General features: G+C 64.0%; 15 protein-coding genes. 8 read left to right on the top strand and 7 right to left on the bottom strand.

Translation table 11 applies throughout. The annotated features are described in order from the left end of the window. The first annotated feature begins 2 nt into the window (after positions 1 to 2). Positions 3 to 746: an MOSC domain-containing protein gene (locus tag ABD919_RS02445; RefSeq protein WP_345233449.1), complete on the top strand. Its 744-nt coding sequence runs from the start codon at positions 3 to 5 to the stop codon at positions 744 to 746. Positions 747 to 895: 149 nt separating this feature from the next. Here the strand turns inward: ABD919_RS02445 and dapF are convergent, their stop codons facing one another. Beyond that, entirely contained in the window at positions 896 to 1,711 is an 816-nt protein-coding gene (gene dapF / locus ABD919_RS02440; protein WP_345233447.1) for a diaminopimelate epimerase, read from the bottom strand. A 330-nt stretch (positions 1,712 to 2,041) separates the two neighbouring features. Further along, positions 2,042 to 3,937 (bottom strand): peptidoglycan D,D-transpeptidase FtsI family protein, encoded by a 1,896-nt coding sequence (locus ABD919_RS02435; RefSeq protein WP_345233445.1) that lies wholly within the window; start codon positions 3,935 to 3,937, stop codon positions 2,042 to 2,044. A gap of 300 nt (positions 3,938 to 4,237) precedes the next feature. Here ABD919_RS02435 and ABD919_RS02430 point away from each other — a divergent pair, with 300 nt between their 5' ends. Together ABD919_RS02430 and ABD919_RS02425 are read left to right on the top strand one after the other, a co-directional pair. Further along, on the top strand, positions 4,238 to 5,122 hold the full coding sequence (locus tag ABD919_RS02430) for a class I SAM-dependent methyltransferase (RefSeq protein ID WP_345233443.1): 885 nt from the start codon (positions 4,238 to 4,240) through the stop codon (positions 5,120 to 5,122). 82 nt (positions 5,123 to 5,204) lie between these two features. Further along, positions 5,205 to 6,152, top strand: coding sequence for a Ppx/GppA phosphatase family protein (locus ABD919_RS02425; RefSeq protein ID WP_345233441.1), 948 nt, complete (start codon positions 5,205 to 5,207; stop codon positions 6,150 to 6,152). On the opposite strand, the gene ABD919_RS02420 is transcribed toward ABD919_RS02425, so the two are convergent. Continuing rightward, positions 6,115 to 7,212, bottom strand: a complete 1,098-nt coding sequence (locus ABD919_RS02420; RefSeq protein ID WP_345233439.1) for a zinc-binding metallopeptidase family protein — start codon at positions 7,210 to 7,212, stop codon at positions 6,115 to 6,117. The two genes, ABD919_RS02425 and ABD919_RS02420, sit on opposite strands and share 38 nt — an antisense overlap. Before the next feature lie 327 nt (positions 7,213 to 7,539). Between ABD919_RS02420 and ABD919_RS02415 the strand changes: the two genes are divergently transcribed. The 4 genes from ABD919_RS02415 to ABD919_RS02400 all read left to right on the top strand — a co-directional run bounded on the left by ABD919_RS02415 (position 7,540) and on the right by ABD919_RS02400 (position 12,318). Further along, positions 7,540 to 9,000, top strand: a complete 1,461-nt coding sequence (locus tag ABD919_RS02415; protein ID WP_425556394.1) for a circularly permuted type 2 ATP-grasp protein — start codon at positions 7,540 to 7,542, stop codon at positions 8,998 to 9,000. 92 nt (positions 9,001 to 9,092) lie between these two features. Next, complete coding sequence (locus ABD919_RS02410; protein ID WP_345233437.1) at positions 9,093 to 10,028, top strand: alpha-E domain-containing protein; 936 nt, start codon at positions 9,093 to 9,095, stop codon at positions 10,026 to 10,028. A gap of 10 nt (positions 10,029 to 10,038) precedes the next feature. Next, positions 10,039 to 11,094 carry a transglutaminase family protein gene (locus tag ABD919_RS02405; RefSeq protein ID WP_345233435.1) on the top strand — a complete coding sequence of 352 codons (1,056 nt, stop codon included), beginning with the start codon at positions 10,039 to 10,041 and terminating at the stop codon, positions 11,092 to 11,094. Between the two features lie 162 nt (positions 11,095 to 11,256). Next, a complete protein-coding gene (locus ABD919_RS02400; RefSeq protein ID WP_345233433.1) occupies positions 11,257 to 12,318 on the top strand; it encodes an Ldh family oxidoreductase in 1,062 nt (353 codons plus the stop codon). Positions 12,319 to 12,371: 53 nt separating this feature from the next. On the opposite strand, the gene ABD919_RS02395 is transcribed toward ABD919_RS02400, so the two are convergent. Together ABD919_RS02395 and ABD919_RS02390 are read right to left on the bottom strand one after the other, a co-directional pair. Beyond that, entirely contained in the window at positions 12,372 to 14,210 is a 1,839-nt protein-coding gene (locus tag ABD919_RS02395; protein ID WP_345233431.1) for a hypothetical protein, read from the bottom strand. A gap of 128 nt (positions 14,211 to 14,338) precedes the next feature. Beyond that, on the bottom strand, positions 14,339 to 15,199 hold the full coding sequence (locus tag ABD919_RS02390; RefSeq protein WP_345233429.1) for a murein L,D-transpeptidase catalytic domain family protein: 861 nt from the start codon (positions 15,197 to 15,199) through the stop codon (positions 14,339 to 14,341). Between the two features lie 380 nt (positions 15,200 to 15,579). On the opposite strand from ABD919_RS02390, the gene ABD919_RS02385 reads away from it, so the two are divergent. Next, positions 15,580 to 17,973, top strand: coding sequence for a T9SS type A sorting domain-containing protein (locus ABD919_RS02385; RefSeq protein WP_345233427.1), 2,394 nt, complete (start codon positions 15,580 to 15,582; stop codon positions 17,971 to 17,973). Positions 17,974 to 18,097: 124 nt separating this feature from the next. On the opposite strand, the gene ABD919_RS02380 is transcribed toward ABD919_RS02385, so the two are convergent. Further along, positions 18,098 to 18,946 (bottom strand): murein L,D-transpeptidase catalytic domain family protein, encoded by an 849-nt coding sequence (locus ABD919_RS02380; protein ID WP_345233426.1) that lies wholly within the window; start codon positions 18,944 to 18,946, stop codon positions 18,098 to 18,100. Between the two features lie 219 nt (positions 18,947 to 19,165). After that, positions 19,166 to 21,472, bottom strand: coding sequence for a TonB-dependent receptor (locus tag ABD919_RS02375; RefSeq protein ID WP_345233424.1), 2,307 nt, complete (start codon positions 21,470 to 21,472; stop codon positions 19,166 to 19,168). Positions 21,473 to 21,489 lie beyond the last annotated feature (17 nt).

Below are 21,489 nucleotides of genomic sequence, written 5' to 3'. Positions count from 1 at the left end.
TCATGTCTTATCCTCCTCCTCTCCTCTCGCTGCCGCTGACCGCCCTGCAGGTTGGGCAGCCCCGCGCCCTGGGCGAAGCCGGGGCAGCAAACCCCATGCACCGCGCCTGGACTACCGCCTTGTTCAAGGAGCCGGTAAACACCCCGCTCTGGCTTGGCGACCTCAACCTGAGCGGCGACGAGCAGGCCGACCAGCGCAACCACGGCGGCCCCGACCAGGCCCTGTGCGTGTACCCCGGCAGCCACTACGCCCACTGGAGCCGCCGGCTGGGTCAGGCAATGGGCCCGGGCAGCTTTGGCGAAAACCTAACCCTGGCGGGCCCCTGGGCTGAAAAAGACGTGTGCATCGGCGACATCTTCCTGTTTGGCGAAGCCACGGTGCAGATATCGCAGCCCCGTTCCCCCTGCTGGAAAATTGCCCGCCGCTGGCAGGCCCCGCTGCTGTCGCAGTGGCTGCAGGAGTCGGGCTATACCGGCTGGTACATGCGCGTGCTTACCCCCGGGCAGGTGAGTGCCGACGACATGCTGCACCTGCTGGCGCGCCCCCACCCCGAGTGGCCGGTTACCCGGGCCAATGCCGCCAAGTACGAGCAGCGCCACGACCGCGCCCTGGTGGCAGAGCTGGCCGCCTGCCCCGCCCTGGGCCAGCACTGGCGCCGCAAACTGCAGGGCCGCCTTTCCGGCGAGCTGCCGCAAAACGACGACGCCAACCGCCTGCAGGGGCCGAATGCAGAACTTGGTGTCTAGAGGTTAGAACTTAGAGGTTAGAGCCTAGAAGTCAGAAGGCTTGGCTTTCTATAAAGGCTTAGCAAGCAGCGGCAGCTGCTCCACAATACTTAATTTATTTCTAAGTTCTCAACTCTAAGCTCTAACCTCTAAGTTCTCAGCACTAAGTTCTAAACGGCCAGCTGGCCTTCGAACACCCGCACGGCCGGGCCGCTCAGCCACACGTCTTCGAAGCCGCCATCGGGGCGCTGCTGAAACGACACCTGGAGCTGCCCGCCGGGCGTGCTGAGCTGTACCGGCGACACCGCCCCGCGGGCTGAGGCCGCCAGCGCCACGGCCGTCACGCCGGTGCCGCAGGAAAATGTCTCATCTTCCACGCCGCGCTCGTAGGTGCGCACGGCCCAGGGCTGGCCAGGGTCGGCGGGCACCTGCACGAAGTTGACGTTGGTGCCGGCCGGGTCGTAGGCCTGGTCGAAGCGAATGTCGTGGCCGGCGCCGTACACGTCGTACTCTTCCAGCTTCTGGCCTTCGGCTGGGCTCAGGAAATGGACGTGGTGCGGGGAGCCGGTGTGCAGAAACACGTCGCCCTGCTCGGCGTGCACGGGCGCGCGCCGGGCTTTGGCAGTATCCTGCATTTTCAGATGAACCAGGCCGTCGGCTTCTACCCGGGCGTCGTGGGGGCCGTCTACGGCCAGGAACTGGGCTTTATCGCCGATGATATTCAGAAAGCGGGCGAAGGCCACGGTGCAGCGCCCGCCATTGCCGCACATGGAGCTGGGGCGGCCGTCGGCGTTGAAGTACACCATCTCGAAGTCGAAGCCGGGGCGGTTGCGCAGCAGAATCAAGCCATCGGCCCCGATGCCAAAGCGGCGGTGGCAGAGGCGGGCAATCAGCTCCTGGTTGGTGGCGTCAAAGGCTTCGGCACGGTCGTCAATCATGACAAAGTCGTTGCCGGTGCCTTGGTATTTATGGAAGTGAAGCGTCATGAGGATAATGAGCCAGGGGTGGGCGCAAAGGTCGGCAGCAGGCTATAACCTGCGCTGTCTTCAGGAACAGCGGTAAAGCAGGGCTGCGAGGAGGGCCACAGCCAGCAGTGAGCCCAGGCGCAGCAGCAGAAACACCCAGGCTGGCAGCTCCGGGTCGCGAGGAATTTTGAACATGAAAGGGCATACGCACCGCTGGCGGCGGTGGCTACCTTACAGGTACTGAGTAGCTCCTCTTTTTGCGTTCTAAGTAAAAAAAGCGAGAGTTAAGAGCTGCTACTTCCGACTAACTGCCGATGGTGCGGGGCCTTCCCGCACCATCAGCAGGTCAATCTATTCTGGTGCCGGGGTTACCGGCGGCGCAGGCGGCGGTAACTCCGGAGCAGCTGCTGGCTTGGGCTTGTGCTGGCCCTGCTCTACCAGATTGCCACAGCGCAGCCAGCGCTCCCAGCGCCGCCGCTTGGGCGCGATGCTGCCCCGCAGGTACTTCTCCATGAGCAGGGCCGCCAGGGGAGCAGCCGACAGGCCGCCGAACCCGGCGTTTTCAATGTACACCGCCACCACAATCCTGGGCGCAGTGGCGGGGGCGAAGCCTGCAAACGTGGCGTGGTCGTCGCCCTCGTCGTTTTGCACGGTTCCCGTTTTGCCGGCTACGCTGATGCCCACGTCATCCAGGTTGGCGAGCTCGGCCGTGCCGCCGCGCCGCATGGCGGCTTCCATACCGGGAATGAGGGCCGCGAAATGCATGCTGTCGACCAGGGTGCGGCGCCGCTCCTGGTACTTGGGCAGCGGCTGGCCGGACTTGCCCACGGACCGCACCAGATGGGGCCGCACGTACCAGCCCCGGTTGGCGATAATAGCCAGCACGTTGGCCATCTGCAGGCCGGTCAGGTTGATTTCGCCCTGTCCCAGGCTGAGCGAGTAAATGGTTTTGTAGGACCAGCAGCAGGCGCCGTGCCGCCGGTCGTAGAGCTTAACCTGCGGAATGTAGCCGGGCCGCTCCTGGGGCAGGTCGATGCCCAGCAGGGTATCCAGCCCGAAGGAGCGCACATGCCGCAGCCACTGCGTCAGGTTGCGCTGCCGGATGCCGCAGCTGTCGGACTCGGCCTTGGCCGAGTCGCGCCGGGGCTCAATGGCCGTCCGCATCACCTGGTAGAAGTAAGGGTTGCAGCTGTACTTCAGCGCCTGGCTCAGGCTGCGGGCCCGCGGATGGTCGTGCACACAGTTGATAAGCGACTGGTCGCAGCGAAAGCCGGTTTCGGGCGTGATGGCGCCCAGCTGCAGGGCCACGGCCGAGTTCACCAGCTTAAAGACCGAGCCCGGCGGATTGGCCAGCAGGGCCGGCCGGTTCAGCAGGGGCATGTCGGGGTGCAGCAGCAGCTCGCGGCGCTCGCGGCCCCGGCCGGCGGCGGTAAGCACCGCGGGGTCGTAGGTAGGCGCCGATACGTAGCACAGGATTTCGCCCGTGGCTGGCTCCAGCGCCACTACGTAGCCGCGGCGCTCGCCCAGCAGGCGCTCGGCGTAGGCCTGCAGCTGGGTGTCGAGGCTGAGGTGCAGGTCCTGCCCGGCGATGTAGGCGGTATCGGTGTCCCAGCTGCCCTGGCGGCGGTTCCCGGGCCCGATAAGCGGGTGGTAGATGCCGCGCCGGCCGGTCAGCAGGGTGTTGTAGTAGCTTTCCAGCCCGCCGTTGCGCATGCGGTAAAAGCGCCCTCTTACCAGGCGCTTGGCCTGGTCGAGAAAGGGCCCGGCCACGTCGTAGGAATAGCCTAGCACAGGAGCCGCCACGTTCACCGTGTAGCTGCGGGCCCGGAAGGTGCGCACGCTCAGCTGGGGCCACTCGCGCTGGTGCTGACGCAGGCTGTCGGCTTCGGCCGCCGTCAGCTCCAGCTGCAGGGGCAGCTGCCGGTGCCGCAGGTCGGCCACGCGGGCCTGCAGGGCACCTTTGGGCCAGCCCAGCAGGCGGTTGAAGCGTACTGAATCCAGCCCGCCCCGGCGCGGCAGCTCCAGGCGGTACTGCCAGCCGGTGTACGCCAGCAGGGAGTCGTGGCGGTCGAAAATTCGCCCGCGGATGGGGTTAAAGGTTTCGCGGCAGTGCTCGTACACTTCTTCGACGGGTGCGTCGGCCGGCTCCGGCCGGGCGGAGCTGTCGGGCCGGCAGCCCGCGCCCAGTAGCAGCCCGGCCAGCCCCAGCAGCATTATTTTCCTGGCTTGGTATGGCGTGCTTAGCATAGGGTAAAGCTAGCAGCTACAGCACAGGCGCCGGCTTTTTTTCGGTGAACGAGGCACGGGCCACCGCTTACCGCCCGGTTTCTACACCTGGCTCCCTCCTTTAACTGCCGCTGCATCTGACAATAAAGGCCGCTACAATAGCTACGGCCAGCAGCGAGCCCAGGCGCAGCAGCAGAAATACCCAGGCGGGCAGCTCGGGGTCTTTGGGAATTTTAAACATGTCCTTCTTTACGGCAACGGGCCGGTTTCGGTCCAGCGCCGCCGCCGCACAGGCGCTTGCTTTACCTTTGCACCCTGCTTATGTACGACTTCCTCACCACCAGCCCCTGGCCCGACTACGAGCTTATCGACAGCGGGCACTTTCAAAAACTGGAACGCTTCGGCAAGTACGTGCTGGCGCGGCCCGAGCCCCAGGCCATCTGGGACCCGCACCTGCCCGAGCGCGACTGGCAAAAGGCCGACGCCACCTTCACCCGGGCCGCCGGCTCCCAGGAAAAAGGCCAGTGGAAGCTTAAGCCCAGCATGGCCGAGCAATGGGTGATTGGCTACGAGCGGCCCGGCGGACTGAAGCTCAACTTCCGCCTGGGCCTGTCCTCGTTCAAGCACGTGGGTCTGTTCCCAGAGCAGGACCCCAACTGGCAGTTTATTTTCAACCAGACCCGCCAGCGGCGCGCCGCCCAGCCGCGGGTGCTCAACCTGTTTGCGTATACCGGCGCCGCCACCCTGGCCGCCCGCGCCGGCGGGGCCGACGTCACCCACCTCGACTCGGTGAAGCAGGTCAACTTCTGGGCCCGCGACAACATGGAAGCCAGCCGCCTCGACGGCGTGCGCTGGCTGGTGGAAGACGCCATGAAGTACGTGCGCCGCGAAGTGAAGCGGGGCTCCAAGTACCAGGGCCTCATTCTGGACCCGCCCGCCTACGGCCGCGGCCCCAACGGCGAGAAGTGGCAGCTGGAAGACGAGCTCAACGAAATGCTCAAGCTCAGCCAGCAGCTGCTCGACCCGGACGACCATTTCTTCGTGGTGAACCTGTACTCGCTGGGCTTCTCGGCTTTGATTCTCGACAACCTCGTGACCAGCATCTTCCCCGGCCCCACGGCCGTGCGCGAGCTGGGCGAAATTTACCTGCACGACGCCGGGCAGCGCAAGCTGCCGCTGGGCACCTTCTGCCGGTTTGCTACGTAGCGCGAACTTTTAGTCCGCGTATTAGCAGTATTCCTGTCCTCTTGCTTCGCTAAACCCGCGGACTAAAAGTCCGCGCTACATTATGCACACCGCACCCCGTCGCCTGGCCCTCATCGACATGGGCACCAACACCTTCCACCTGCTCATTGTGGAAATGCCTACCCAGCCCGGCGAGAAGCCGCTGGAGCTGCTGCGCACCAAGGCCGGCGTGCGCCTGGGCGAGGGCGGCATCAGCCGGGGCGAGATTGCGCCGGCGGCCTACTCCCGGGCCCTGCACACCATGCGCGGCTTCAAGGAGGAAATCGACCTGCACGGCGTCAACGAGGTGCGGGCCACGGCCACCAGCGCCATGCGCGTATCCAGCAACGGGCCGGATTTGGTACGCGACATCTTCGAGCAAACCGGCATCCGGGTGGAGGTGATTCCCGGGGCCCGCGAAGCAGAGCTGATTTGGGAAGGCGTGCGCCAGGCCGTGGACCTGGGCGGCGAGCCCCAGCTGATTATGGACGTGGGCGGCGGCTCCACCGAGTTTATCATCGCCGACCGCCACACCATCTTCTGGAAGCAGAGCTTTGAAATCGGGGCCCAGCGCCTGCTGGACAAGTTTTTCACGCCCGCCGATGGCATTATGCCGGCCGCAGCCCTTGCGGCCGAGCGCGACTACCTGGCCGAGATGCTGGCCCCGCTGCACGCGGCCGTGGCGCACTTCCGGCCCGTGGGCCTAGTGGGCGCCTCCGGCAGCTTCGACACCCTGGGCGACCTGCAGGCCGGCCGCGTGCACAGCGAAGCCGAGCAGCCCCCCATGCGCGAGCTGACATTGGCCGGCTTCCAGGAAAGCCTGCGCCAGCTGCTCAGCCTCAACCACGAGCAGCGCGTAGCTTTGCCGGGCATGTTCCCCATGCGGGCCGACATGCTGGTGGTGGCCGCCGTGCTCATCGACTACGTGCTCGGCTCGTTTGGCCTGACGCGCATCCGCAGCTCGGCCTACGCGCTTAAGGAAGGGCTGCTGGCGGAGATGCTGGGACTGTAATGCCGGCCCGGCACACCCGGTGGATGAAGGCCAGCTTTTCCACGGCAGGCGGCGGAATCACGAAGGGGTAGGCATCGGGCTGGCCCATGCTGCGGCTCAGGCTGTTGAGGGCAAACACCAGGGGCAGCCACTGCTCCATGATGTTGCAGAAGTCTTCTTCGGCGTAGGGGTCGCGGCTGATGTCGGCCTCCAGGCTTTCCTGGCCGGCGCCGGCCTGGGTGTCGACGCTCAGGCCGAAGGCGTGGGCCGTTTGCAGGGTGTCCATGATGTGCAGGTAGTGGGCCCAGGTTTCGGCCCAGTCTTCCCAGGCGTGGGTGGTGGCGTAGGCGCTGATGTAGCGCTCGGGCCAGTCGGCCGGCGGGCCCTCGGCGTAGTGCCGCTCCAGGGCCTTGCCGTAGTCCTCCCGGTCGTCGCCAAACAGCCGGCGGCACTCCTCCAGATTGGGCGTATTGTTAATAAGCCGGTCCCAGTAATAGTGACCTACTTCGTGGCGGAAGTGGCCCAGCAGGGTGCGGTAGGCTTCGGCCATGTTCTGCCGGGTTTGCTCGCGCTGCACGCTGTCGGCCTCGGCGATGTTGAGGGTGATGAGGCCTTCGTCGTGCCCGGTCAGCACCTTGTTCTCCGGCCCTTCGTCGGCTTTGAAGTCGAATGCCAGCCCAAACCCAGGGTTGGCAAACTGGCTGATGACGGGCAGCCGCAGGCAGAGCAGGCTGAACACCAGGCGGTGCTTGGCTACTTCGAGCTTTTGCCAGCGCGCCAGGTTTTCGGGCTCTTGTAAGTTGGGAATGGTGCGGTTCAGGGCACAGGCCGTGCAGAAGGGCGTGCCACAGTCGGTTGGCACCAGCCAGTTGCAGGCCTCGTGCTCGTGATTTTGGCAGTAAGCGTAGGTGGCGGAGTCCGGCTGGCCGAACAGCCGAAAAGTTACCTCATCGGCTTGGGGCTCCAACGTACACAGTTGCAGTTTTCCAACTTCGAAGCCCAGCGGCGACTGACATTTTTCGCAGCGACTATTTTCAAAATAGAGCAACTGTCCGCAGCAGGAGCAAGTAAAAAGCTTCATTTCGACTTTTTGAGGGGTATTCGAGCCAACGCTTCATAAGGTTGTACCGAAACGAAATAGTTAACGCAGGCCCCATCTCCTATTCTCAGTACTTGTACTAAAACCAGCCCACCTTTTTACGTATTTTTCCAGCAGGCAGCCTGTCCGGCTACGGCAAACACCTAGGGCAGTTTCGCGGTGGGTGAAGCGTTGACGCTGCGAGTCCGCGCGTGTGAACGTTCAACCGCGCGGACTCGCAGAGTCAACGCTACAAATGCACTGACTCCGAAACCGTTCGCCCCGGGCTGCAGCCGCCCGGCAGCCTCCTCTACCTTTTTATCGCGTTTTATGATGCCCGAGAATGCGCTTCTCCGCTCCTACAGGGAGCAGCCCAACGTGTGGGATGAAATGTTTGAGGCCGGCGGCGTCCGGCCCGAGTACCGCAATTTCGTTTCCACCCTGGAAAACCTGCCCGCGGCCGAGCTCACGCACCGCGACGAGCTGGCCCGCAAGCTCTTTATGAGCCAGGGCGTTACGTTCACGGTGTACAGCAGCGGCGAGGGCATCGAGAAGATTTTTCCCTTCGATATCATTCCGCGCATCATTCAGCACCAGGAATGGCTGCACATCGAAGCCGGCATCAAGCAGCGTCTCAAGGCCCTGAACATCTTTCTCAAGGATATTTACCACGAGCAGTTTATCATCCGCGACGGCATCATTCCGGCGGCGCTGGTGTACACCTGCCCGCAGTTTTTGCGCGAGATGATGCACGTGCCGGTGCCCCACGACATTTACACCCACATTGCGGGCGTGGACCTTATCCGGAATTCCGACGGGCAGTTTTACGTGCTCGAAGACAACCTGCGCACGCCCTCGGGAGTGTCGTACATGCTCGAAAACCGCAGCATCACCTCCCGCCTCTACCCCGACCTGCTGCCCCGCAACAACGTGCAGCCGGTGAAGAAGTACCCCGACCTGCTGCTGCGCAACCTGTTGGCTCTGAGCGACCGGCACATCAGCGAGCCCACGGTGGTGCTGTTGTCGCCGGGCATCTACAACTCGGCCTACTACGAGCACGCCACCCTGGCCCGCCTCATGGGCATTGAGCTGGTGGAGGGCGGCGACCTGGTAGTGAACAACCACCACGTATTTATGAAAACCACGCGGGGCCTGCGGCAGGTGGACGTGATTTACCGGCGCGTGGACGACGAGTTTCTGGACCCGCTGGTGTTCCGGCCCGACAGCGCCCTGGGCGTGCCCGGCATTTACGCGGCCTACCGCAAGGGCAACGTGGCCATTGTGAATGCCATGGGCAATGGCGTGGCCGACGACAAAGCCGTGTACAGCTACGTGCCCCAAATGATTAAGTACTACCTCAACGAGGAGCCCATTTTGAACACCGTGCCCACCTACCAGATGAGCGACCCGGAGCTGCGCAAGATGGTGTTTGAGCGCATGGACCAGATGGTCATTAAGAAAACCAACGAGTCGGGCGGCTACGGCATGCTCATCGGCAGCAGCGCCAGCGAGCAGCAGATGCAGGAGTTTCGGGAGGCCATTACCCAGGACCCGCGCAGCTTCATCGCCCAGCCCATCATCAGCCTGTCCTCCACGCCCTGCTACCTCAACGGGGTGCTGCAGCCCCGCCGCGTGGACCTGCGCCCCTACGCCCTGATGGGGCCGGGCGGCATCGACATCGTACCCGGCGGCCTCACCCGCGTGGCCCTGCAGGAAGGCTCGCTGGTGGTGAACTCCTCCCAGGGCGGCGGCAGCAAAGACACCTGGGTGCTGGGACCGGAAAATCAATGAGCAATGAACAGTGAGCAATGAACAATGTCGTTCAACTGCTCATTACCAATTGCTCATTGCTAACTGTTCATTGTTAACTGTTAATTGATTAGATGCTTAGTCGCGTTGCAGATACACTATATTGGCTGGCCCGCTACATGGACCGCACCCAGGCCATGCTGCAGGTTATTCGGGTGCAGTACCAGGTGTCGCAGGATTACCCCAGCGACACCAGCTGGCGGCCCCTGCTGTACAGCTACGGCAGCCGCAGGCCCGACGAGGTGACGGCCATGGAAAAGGACACGCCCCGCGTGCTCGAACACCTGATTCTGGACAAGGACAACCCCGCCTCGACCTACAACAACGTGCTGCAGGCCCGCGAAAATGCCCGCGCCGTGCAGGACCACATCACCCAGGAAGTGTGGCAGTGCCTGAACAGCTTCTACCACGCCATCCGGGAAGGCGACCTGCCCGAGCAAATCCGCAACGGCGACCCGCTTTCGGGCATCGACGAGCTGATGCGCCACGGGCTGGTGTTTATCGGGGCCGTGCAGCACAACATGCCCCGCGACGACAGCTACGGCTACCTCCACCTGGGCCGGCTGCTGGAGCGCACCCTGCAAACGGCCGACACCCTGCGCATTCAATGGCCCGTGGTGGCCGAGCAGATGCAGCGCGGCGGCCCCATTCCGCAGCTGCGCTACCTGGTGCACTCACTGGCCGGCCTGGAGCTCTACCTGCGCAGCAACCGCGGCAACTTCAACCCTGACAGCGTGCTGGAGTTTGTGCTGCACAGCCGCAGCTTCCCGCACTCGCTGGACGCGAGCCTGAGCCGGCTGAAGTGGTACTTCGAGCGCCTGAAGGCCGAAAGCCCGCCCGAAAGCTACCGCGAGCTGGAGTTCAAGATTGGGCGGCTGGCCAGCGAGGTGAAGTTCAGCAACGTGTCGCCCACCCGGCCCGCGCAGCTCGACGAGTTTCTGCTGCATACCCGCAAGGAGCTGCTCGACATCGCCGTCACGCTGGGGAAAAGTTTTTTTGGACGAAGCTAACTGCCCACTCATGCCATCGTATTCGCTCAAGCACATTACGCGCTACACCTACGCCAGCGAGGTTATCGACTGCGCCAATCAGCTCATGCTCTACCCGTTGCAGGACGAGCGCCTGAAGGTGACGCGGCACGAGGTGTGCGTGTCGCACGACTCCCACCACCGCCAGCCCCCGCCCATTGCCACTTACACCGACTGCTTTGGCAACACGGTGGGCGTGTTCACGCTGCTGCAGCCCCACACGGTCATGGTCATTGAGTCGGACGCCGAGCTCACCACCTCTCCCATCCTGTTTCCCATGGACGAGGAGCCGGCCGACAAGCAGTGGGACGACCTGCGCTCCCGGCAGCACGACCCCAGCATCATCGACTTTCTGGTGCAGGAAGACTTCCCCTCCCTGCCCGAGCTGCGCGCCACCCTAACCCAGCTGCTGAATAAAAACGAGAAGCCGCTGAAAAATGCCCTGGTGCTGTCGGAGTACGTGCACGCCCATTTTGAATACAAGCCCGGGGCCACCAACGTGGAGACGCCGGCCGAGGAAATCTGGAAGCTGAAAGCCGGCGTCTGCCAGGACTTTGCCCACATCCTGCTGGTGATGCTGCGGGAAGCCGGCATTCCGGCCCGCTACGTGAGCGGCTACGTGTGCCCCCAGAAGGAAGAAGTACGCGGCACCGGGGCCACCCACGCCTGGGTAGAAGCCTACATTCCCTTCTACGGCTGGCTGGGGCTGGACCCCACCAACAACTGCATTGTAAACGACGGCCACATTCGCATGGCCATTGGCCGTAATTTTCACGACTGCACGCCCGTGAAAGGCACCTACAAAGGCCTGGGCACCCATAAGCTGGGGGTGTCGGTTCACATTGAAAACACCGAGGCGGAAGCCCCTCAGGCCCCGACCATTGCCCTCGCACCCCTCTACGCCGTGCCCGACCCCGAAAGCCCGGTCAACTCCTACCACCGCCACCGGGAGCTACAGCACGAGCAGCAGCGCCAGCACCTGCAGCAACAGCAGCAGCAACAGCTTGTGCTGCACCAGGAACAGCAGCAGCAACAACAGCAGCAGTAAGTTTGCGGCCGGTAGCGGGTTTCTGGTTTCTAGTTGCTGGTTTCTGGTTCTTGGTTGTTAGCTTTTTTGCCTTCTCCCGGCTGAAGACCAACAACAGAAAACCAAAGACCAAAAACAAAAACCAACAAGAAACCAGCAACCAGAAACCAGAAACTACTTGCCGTGACGTTTTCCTACACCCAGCTTTTCACTTTCACCGAAGCGGTTTTCCGCAGCATGGGATGCCCCGACGACCATGCCACCCTGGCCACCGAAACCCTGCTCTCGGCCGACTTGCGGGGCGTGGACTCCCACGGCGTGGCCCGGCTGGTGGGCTACGTGCGCCTGTGGGAAGCCGGCCGCATCAATGCCCGGCCCCGGGTGGGCGTCACGTATGAGACGCCCAGCACGGCGGTGGTCGACGGCGACGGCGGCCTGGGCCTGGTGGTAGGGCCCAAGGCCATGCGCGTGGCCCTGGAAAAAGCCCGGGAGGTAGGCTCCGGCTGGGTATCGGTCAAGAACTCCAACCACTTCGGCATTGCCGGCTACCACGCCATGCTGGCCCTGGCCCACGACATGATAGGCGTGGCCATGACCAATGCCTCGCCCCTGGTGGCCCCCACCTACTCCCTGGAGCGCCTGCTGGGCACCAACCCCATTGCCGTGGCCGTGCCCGCCGGCGAGCAGCCCGACTTCGTGCTGGACATGGCCACCACCACGGCGGCCAACGGCAAGCTGGAAATTGCGCAGCGCAAGAGCCTGCCCATCCCCGGCGGCTGGGCCCAGGACGCCGAGGGCCACCCCTCCACCGACGCCAACGCGGTGAAGAACGGCGGGGCCCTGCAGCCGCTGGGCGGCGAAACGGGCTCGCACAAAGGCTACGGCCTGGGCGCGGTGGTCGACATCTTCTCGGCCGTGCTTTCCGGCGCCAACTACGGCCCCTGGGTGCCGCCCTTCGTGGCCTTCCTGCAGCCCTCGGCCAACCCCGTAGGCCAGGGCCTGGGCCACTTCTTCGGCGCCATGCGCGTGGATGCCTTCCGCCCCGCCGACGAGTTTAAGGCCCACATGGACAACTGGATTACGACCTTCCGCCAGGCCCGCGCCGTGGAAGGCCAGCAGGTGCTTATACCCGGCGACCCGGAGCGGGAAACTGCTGCTAAGCGCCTGCTCGACGGCATTACGCTGCTGGAGCCGGTGGTGAAGGATTTGGAGGGGCTGGGCAAGAAGTTTGGAGTGGCGCTGTAACAGGCAGCATCTGCCGGCCGCAACCGCAGCACCGGTCACGATATAGTGCTCCCTTAGCGCAACCGGGCCAGCTCGGCGCGAAGCTCGGGCATGGTTACGGGCCGAAACCGGAAGCCGCCCAAAGCCAGCGGCCCAATGATGGTATTGCGCGTCGATAAGTACGTTACCCCGTTTGCCCGGCGCAGCGCCACCACCGTAGCCGTGCGGCCTACCGGAACGTTAGGGAATATCGTGCGCGCCGCTGACTCCTCCCGCCCTTGCATCACGCTGTTAAAGCCCCGGAACAAGAGAGTTACCACGGCGCCGCTGCTGCCCGTGTTCACCCCGTAGGTGATGAGTGGCCCGGGGCCCAGGTACCGGTCGCAGTTTATCCAGCTCAGGCCCTGGGCGCTTAGCTCGTTATACACGCCGGCCGCCGTAATGGCCGCCTTGGAAGTATCGGTAAACTGGGTACGCATTCGCACCAGCTCGGCCCTTACGCGGGCCTGCTGCAGGGCGCTCAATGAGTCGTAGTAGCCCCGGCGGGCCGCATACAGGGAGTCGGCCAGCCGCATACGCTCCCTTCTCTCGGCCCATAGCCGGGCTTGGTGGGTCCGGTTGTGACGGGTGCGGGCAATTACCAGCTCCCATTCTCTGGGTTCCACAATTACTTTGCCCGACTCCGTAAAAAAGATGCTTATCCGGCGCGACACCGTGAGGGCTTCCAGCGAGTCGGGCTGCGCCAGTGAGCTTGCCCAGCCGGGCTCCCAGGGGGGCAGCTGCTTTATCGCATTCGTGATGGTTGCGGCCAGCTCGGGGTCGGTGCCGGCACTTAGCTGCGGGGCAGTAGTCGTTCCCGTTGAGTCGACCGTGTACACTACTCCTACCACCCGCAGCACCCACTCTTTGGCTTCGTTGGCGGCTGCCCGCAGCACCATATGCTCGGCCTTGCTGATGCGGCGGCCGCGGCGTAAGCGGCGGCGCGTAGCCTCGGGGTAGTCGATGAGCGTGGTCAGGTCCTTACGAAAGCCCTTTTCGCCGCGCACGTATTCCGGCGCAATAACCTCCTGTCCTTCGGCTGGCTTGGGGCGGCGCCGGCGTTTGGACTTGCGCGCGCCCCCCCGGCGACCACGAAACGAGCGGTACCTGGATGGGGACACTCCCCGCTGGTCGGCATCCGCCGCCGTAGGCCGGGGAAGCTGCCAGTCGATGCCCCCGTGCGTGCTATCGGCCACTACGCCCTCAAACAGCTGCATGCCGGGCTGCACGGCGGGGGCGGGCATGCGCAGGTGCACGTAGGCGCCGGGCCGGAGCTGTACCGGCTGCCCATTCGCCGTGGCTTTGAGGTGCAGCATGCCGCCGCTTTCGAGCAGCCGCGGGCCTGAGGTAGTGCTCAGGCCAGCCAGCATCATGTCGATGGGGTCGTAAAATTCCCGCACCTCCAGCTGTACCGGCGGGCTGCCCGCGGGCAGGTCCCAGGCGTTGGCCGGAATAAGCAGCTGCGTGCCCTGCCGGCCCAGCACCAGGGTGTCGCGCCCCGGGCGAATGGCAAAGCTCTGCGCAGGCGGGAGGCCCGTGGCCAGAAATTGCTGCAGCTCGGCCCGGCGGGCTTCACCTTCCTCGCTGTTCCAGGGCACGTCAACCAAAGCCAGGCTGTCGATTAGCTCTTCCTCCACGTCGGCCATGGTGTTGGAGCCTCGCTTGGGCCTGGTCCGGACTGGTGGCTCTGCTACCACGGCTTTCAGAGGGACGGGCCGACGGGCCTGCTCCCGGGTTATTGTGTCGGGAGGCAGCGCCTTGGTATCGGCAGCCGGCGAAAGCGGGCGGGTAGGTCCGCTGCCGGGCCCGGAAGTGCGCTGGCTGGAGTCGGTGGAGCAGGCCCCCAGGCCCAGCGCCATACCAGCAAGCATCAAAAAGTAACGGTTGAGCATATGCTGCAGAATAAGGCAGAAAAGCAACGCGGGCGGCCCCGCCCCTGGTTGAGAGCCGAGCCGCCCGCGTGGTGAATTTACGCCGACGAGTTGATAAAAAGCTGTTTAGCCTACGAAGCCGGCTGTTCTTCCGGCAGCCAGGCGGCTATGGCCACCTCCTGGCTCAGGAACTGCGAATCGTAGCCAGCATCCGATTTGCTGATGAACAGGCAGGTGCCGTCGCTTACGGTGTCGATAATCGCGCTGTATTGGTCCATGGGCAGGGCCGGGCAGCCCAGGCTGCGGCCCAGGCGGCCGTTCTGCCGGATAAAGTCCTCGCTAACGTACTCGGCGCCGTGCATCACCACGGCCCGGGCCTCGGCGTTGGTGTTGAAGCCCTCATCCAGCCCCTGCAGCTTCAGGGAGCGGCCGTGCTTGCCGATGTACTCGTTCTGCGTGAGGTAGAAGCCCAGGCTGCTCATGTTACTTTCCACGGTGTTGGAGAACATAGTGGCTTCGTTTTCGCCGGTGTTGTGCCCATGGGCCACCAGCGTGTTGAACAGCACCCGGCGGTTGGTCAGGTCGAGCACCCAGAGGCGCTTCACGGTGGAGGGCAAATCGAAGTCGACCACCGTGAGCAGCGACTTATCGGAGGCGAGCTTGCCGTGCTGTCGGAGGTTGAGGTAGCCCGTCATGGCTTTTGCAAACACCTCGAAGCGCAGGCCCTGCTGCTCGGCCTGCAGGGCAGCATAAACGCCCCGCAGCTGCTGGCTAAAGCGCACGGCCCTGGACGGCGTGCTGGGCACGGCGGGCTTGGGAGCAGCTGCGGCAGGCGCCCGGCCTCCAGCCAGCGACTTGCTGATGGGCGAAGCCATGGGTGCCACCATAAACAGGGAGGCCATGAAGGGTAGTACCCGCCGGGCAGTGCGCTGCAGCTGCCGCTTCAGACGGCGGGGCTGGGGATTGGACTGGTTTTTCAGGGGCTTTTCCATGGTTTCCGGAGGCTGACAGCGAGTAAACCGGCCAAGGCCGGGGAGGGCTAACCACCCCGTTCCTTATACGTGCTACGCTTTCTGTGTGGCTGCATTCAACACACCCGCTGCCGGGATAATTCCGCAGCGGCTCTAATGGCCGGGAACGTTACCAAAAAGGCGTACAAAATTTTGGCATTTGCAGGGTTTATCAGAAAGCGTTGAACTAGTTTAAAAACAATCCCGTACGTTTGGCGCAACCGATTGTGAATCAGTCTACTGCAATCGTTTCCGGTAACGTTTGCAGCAATCGTTTGCGGTTGATTTCTGAGCATTCAGAGCACTTTTTCTTACCCATTTTCCCATCCACACTCACTTTTTAATCCAAAAAACTCCCACTTATGCGCACAATTACCCGCACACCATCTTCACGCAGCGTATTCCGGCCCTGGCTGGTACTCGCCCTGCTTCTGGGCCTTGTCTCTAATACCGCTAATGCTCAGCAGGTTGTACTACAAGGCTTCTGGTGGGACTACTGGAACAGCAACTACCCCAACGGCTGGGCCAACTACATTGCCGACCTGGCTCCACGCCTCAAGACCATGGGCATTGATGCCGTGTGGATGCCCCCGAACATCAAAGGCCCCAACCAGGGCAATGGCTACTCCCCTTTCGACAATTATGACTTGGGTGATAAGTACCAGAAAGGCTTCCTGAACACCCGCGTGGGCAACAAAGACGAGCTGCTGCGCGGCATTGCCATTCTGCACGCCAACGGCATCAACGTGGTGCAGGACATTGTACTGAACCACAACGACGGCGCCGGCTCAGCCAACGGCTCGGGCGGGCAGGACCCGGCCGCCTGGGAAGACTACTCGACCAGTAAGTATAAGAACTTCCGCTACGTAAGCTACGCTACGCCGGCCACCGACGAGTCGGCTGCCAACTACCTGGCCCGCAGCGGGCGCTTCTCCAAGAACTGGCAGAACTTCAACCCCAACCCCGGCAACAACTCCACCAGTGGCGACTGGAATGCCGTGTACTTCGGCCCGGATGTGAGCTACTATAACGGCTCCTACGGCCAGAGCTCCAACGCCACCTTCAACCCTGCCCAGGGCGCCGACTACATGCGCAACGGCAACCGCAACTGGCTGATTTGGTACAAGAAACAGCTGGGCTTCGACGGGGTGCGCCTCGATGCCGTGAAGCACTTCCCCGACTTCGCCACCGAAGACTTCCTCTACAACATGCAGAGCAACGCCGGCTGGGCCAATGGCGGCGCCACCATGTTTGCCGTGGGCGAATGGGTGGGCAGCTCGGGGCAGATGGACGGCTGGTGCACCAACGTGCAGAACCGCGCCGGCACCTTCGACTTCTCCCTGCGCAACGGCATCTACAACATCGTGAGCGGCGGCGGCAACTTCGACATCGGCAGCCTGCCCGGCTACCAGCAGGGCACGCGCGTTGTTCTGATTAACGGTACCTACGTACACCGTACGGTGCCCTTCGTGAACAACCACGACACCTTCCGCCCCCAAACCGACGCCAACGGCAACTACACCGGCTGGAACACCGGCGACGAGCTGGCGCCCCACATCGACCCCTTCGACCCGCGTTTGTCGGCCGCCTACGCTGCGGCCCTGGCTGTGGACGGCTCGCCCCAGATTTTCTTTGAAGACCTGTTCAACATCGGCAACACCAGCAAGCGCTACTCGCACTCGCCCAAAAGCAGCACCGACCTGCCCGTGCGCTCCGACCTGGAAAACCTCATCTGGTGCCACCAGAACCTGAAGTTCAAGCAGGGTGCCTACAAGGTGCGCTGGCAGGCCGCCGACCACCTCGTAATTGAGCGCAGCACCAAGGCCATTATCGGCATCAACGACAGCTGGAGCAACTGGCAGAACAGCACCGTAAGCTGCGACTTTCCCGCTGGCACCGTGCTCAAGGACTACTCCGGCGCCAACGGTACGGCTACTGTAACGGTAAGCGGCTCGCAGACCGTGGCCATCAACACGCCGCCCTGCAACGGTACTGCTGCCGGTGGCCGCCGCGGCTACTCGGTATGGGCGCCGGCAAATGCCGCCACGGGCTACAACCTGGCGGGCCGCGCCACCACCCAGGAATGGGAGCTGGCCAACGACCTGGGCGACTCCCATGCTTCGTCGCTGCGCCAGGGCGGAGCCCTGCCGGGCAGCTCCACCGCCTACCGCACTGCTGGTCGCATCTACGTGGGTGCCAGCAAGAACATTAGCTACAACCTCTACCCCACCGATGCCACCCGCAGCCTCACGGTGGAAGTAGTAAACAGCGCCGGCACTATCATCAGCAGTGCCTCCGGTACGGGCAACCTGGCCGGCTCGGTAACCCCCACCGCCGAAGGCTGGTACACGCTGCGCGCCAAAAATGCCGTATCGACCAATCCCAGCCAGCGCTGCTTCGTGAAAGCGACTTATACGCCGCCCACAGTAGTTACCGGGGCCATGACCGGCCGCCGCGATGCTACCCCGGCCTCGCAGCCCAGCAGCCTGGCCCAGCAGCTCGACAAGCCCGAGCTGAACGTGTACCCCAACCCCACCACGGCCGACCATATCGACCTGACTCTGCAAACCCGCAGCGAGGAAACCGCTACGCTACAGGTGTACGACCTCACCGGCCGCCTCGTGCACGAGGAAACCGCCAAGCTCTACCCCGGCGCCAACCCCATCCGCCTGGATGTGCGCAAGCCGCTGCCGGCGGGCATCTACCAGCTCACGGTGCCCGAGTACCGCATCAGCAGCAAGCTGCTGCTCCGCTAAGTAGGAGGTGGGTGATTGGTTAGCAGCTGGCTGCAACCGGCTGCTAACGCCCCCGCTTCTACAAAAGAAAAAAGCCTCTCCATGCACATGGGGAGGCTTTTTGCATTTCTGTGAAGCAGACCATTCAGTTCCAGCCCTGCCGAGCAAACTGCCGGGCCGCGGCGGCCCCATCGAGCCAGCGCGACTGCAGCCCCGGCCCGCTGATTAGCAGCAGGCTGCCGGTTTGCACCGTGCCGATAATGGCCTTGAACTGCTCGGGCGGCAGGGCCGGGCAGCCGCGGCTGTAGCCCAGCTGCCCGTGCTGCTGCACATACTTCGCCGCAGCATAGCTGGCGGCGTGCAGCACCACATACCGGTCGTAGGCATTGCTGTTCTGGCCCGGGTCCAGGCCGTTGAGCCGGCGCGAGTAGCCGTGTATGCCCTCGTAGGTGCCGGCCGTGCGGTAGAAGCCCAGGGAAGTGCAGGCCGATTTGCGGGCATTGGAAAAGCGCCGCGCCCGCCGCTTGCCCGAGCCGCGCCCATGGGCCACCAGGCTGCGGTGCAGCACCTTGCGCTTCTTTAGATCGAGCACCCAAAGGCGGGGCGTGGTGTTGGGCAGGTCCATGTCGGCCACCGCCAGCAGGCCGGCGCGCTCGATGCGGGCCGCCCGGTACAGGGTGAGGTAGCCCACGCAGGCCTGCGCCAGCACTTCGGGGCGCAGCTCGGCAGCGGCCGGCCCCAGGTCGGCGTGCAGCCGCCGGATGGCCTGCTGCAGCGGGCCGGAAACCCCGGCTACGGGCAGTACGGGCGTAAGCGCCAGGGAGTCGGGCGCTGCCACAGCAGCGGGCACCGCTGCGCTTGCAGCCACAACAGTCTTGGCCGGTAGGCTGGGGCCTTTGCCTTCTTCGGCCCGCAGCTGGCAGCCGGCAAGCAGCGTCAGGCCCAGCCCGGTCAGGCGGAGGTAGCCAACAGGTAGGATTCGAAGCTCCGGCATGGGCTGAAAGTACGGCCACCGGCAGCAAGTGTTGAGCCGCTGCACAAGCTGAGAAGCTTGGGAAACAAGCAAGGAGTTCGTGCTTATTAAGGCCAGGAGCCCCAGGGCTTCACTTTATTAAGTTAAAAGTTAAAAGTTAAAAGTGAAGAGTGAAAAGACGTTCTGCCTTTTCACTCTTCACTTTTAACTTTTAACTAACTCAAGGGCGCTACGCCTGACTCAAAAAAACACGCTGGCATTCAGCTTAAAGTAAAACGGCGTGCCCGGCGTGAAGTGCAGCTCATCTACCGAGCTGGCTTCGCCGCGCAGCTGGCTGTCGGTGGCAAACTGGGCTTCGTTCCACTTCACGTTGAGCAGGTTTTCGGCGGTGGCCCCTACCTGGAAGCGGCCGGTGGTGTAGCTGAGCACGGCGTCGAGCAGGAAGTAGCCTTTGGCTTCGATGCTGCCGTCTTCATTGGCCGGGCGGGTGTCGATGTGGCGGTAGCGCAGGCTGGCACACAGGCCGCCGGGCTGCTTCAGGGTAAGGCCGCCGGTGCTGGTGAAGCGCGGGGCCAGCGGAATAAAGTTCTCGCCATCGGGGGCGTCCTGCAGGCGGCCGTGGTTGTAGTTCAGGTCTACGTCGGCAAACACGGCGCGGCTGAGCTGGTAGCGGAAAGCCAGGTCGGCGCCTACGCGGCGGGTGCGGCCGGCATTCTCCGTGGTACCTTCGTCGCCCACGTACACCAGCTCGTTTTGCAGGTGCAGGGCCCACAGCGCGGCATTCACCACCAGGTTGGGCAGGGGCTTGAAGGTGCTGCCCAGCTCGTAGCCCAGGGCCCGGGGCAGCACATTAGCGCCGGGGTCGCGCACCACGCCGCGGGCGTCGTTGGAATGAAAGCCGAAGCCCGAGCGGGCAAACAGCTGCACAGCCGGCGTGAGCTGGTAGTACAGGTTCAGCTTGGGGCTGACGCGGCCGGCTGTGGCGCGGCCCGACAGCTCCGGGTTCCGGTCTTCGCGGAAGCGGTACAGAAACAGGTCGGCCCGCAGCGCGGCGTTCAGGGTGAGGCGCTCGGTCAGGGCCAGGGTTTCGTCGAGGTAGGCGTGCAGGTTCTGCTGGTTTACGCGGCCGGTAATAACGGTGTCGGTCACGCTGCGCTGCACGGCGTTGAGCAGGGCCACGTCGGTAGCATCGATGCGCGTACCCAGGCCGAAGGTGCTGTGCAGGGCGCGGCCGGCCAGCTGCCCCTCCCGGTCGTAGGTGCCGGTGTAGCCGACGATGTGCCGGTCGTCGCTCTGCTGAATGGCGTCGCCCTGCTCGGGGTTTTCCTTGAAGAAGGTGAAGTTGGAAAACAGGTTGAAGCGGTAGCGCGAGTAGTAGGCCTGCTGGCGCAGCACGGCATCGTGCGGCAGCACCGTGGTCAGTATGGCCGAGGCGTTGCTGCGGCTGGTGCGCCCGCCCTCGCTGGGGTCTATGCTGCCGAAGCGCGAGATAAGGCCGGCCTCGATGGCGCGCTCGGGCACCTGCCCGCTGGCATCCCAGTTGGAGGTGAAGTGCGAGCCCAGCAGCGTCAGCGAGGTGTTATCCGTGAGTTGGCCGGTGTACTTGCCCAGGCCGTTGAAGCGCTTGAAGTGCTGGGCCTGGTCGAAGTAGGAGTTGGTGAAATTATACTCGGCGGCCAGGTAGGCGCTTTCCGGCTTCTTGGACAGCAGGTGCCGCTCGTTGCCCAGCAAATCCAGCATCACCAGGGCCCGGCGGGTGTCGAAGCGGCCCAGCTCCAGCTTTACCTGGCTGTGGTCGAGCCGGGTTTTGGTGGTGAACTCGCCCGCGCCAGCCGTGGCAAAGTCACCAAAGCGGGCAGTGTAAGGACCCTTGTACACCCGCAGCTGCTCCACGGTCTCGGGTATCACGAAGTGAAAGTCGGCGTAGCCCTGGCCGTGGGCGTGGCTCACCATGTTCACCGGCAGCCCATCGATGCTCACGGCGAAGTCGGTGCCGTGGTCTACATCGAAGCCGCGCAGGAAAATCTGCTCGGCCTTGCCGCCACCCGCGTGCTGGGCAATAAACAAGCCCGGCACCAGCCGCAGCAGGTCCTGGGCCGAGTTCACCGGCCGCAGCGCCTGGTCGATGCCGCTGATAGCCGCCAGGCTCTGGTTGGGGTCCTGGGGCTGGCGCACGGTTACTTCGGCCAGGCTCAGCGCGGCCGTGGGCACCGCAAGGTTAAGGGTGCGGGTTTCGCCGGCAGCCAGGGTCAGGGGCAGGCGCTGGCTACGGTAGCCCAGGCCGCTTACCCGCAGCATATAGGAGCCGGCGGCCACCCCGCTCAGCCGGAACTGGCCCCGGGCATCGGTGGCCGTGCCGCCGGGCTGGGCTTCAAAAGCCACGCTCAGCCCCGGCAGCGGCTGGCCGGAAAGGGAATCGGTTACGGCGCCGCGCAGGGTGGCCGTGCCCTGGGCCCAGGAAGCCTGGGCCCCACACAGCAGCAGGCCAGCTATCAAGGCCTGACGCAGCAATAGCCCGAGCCGGCAGGTAGTAGATGATGGTTTCATTGCCAGGAAAGGAAGAG

The sequence above is a fragment of the Hymenobacter saemangeumensis genome, from assembly GCF_039541835.1.
Lineage (GTDB): Bacteria > Bacteroidota > Bacteroidia > Cytophagales > Hymenobacteraceae > Hymenobacter > Hymenobacter saemangeumensis.
Note: the sequence above shows the minus strand (reverse complement) of the source record. Positions and strands in the feature narration are given on the sequence as shown.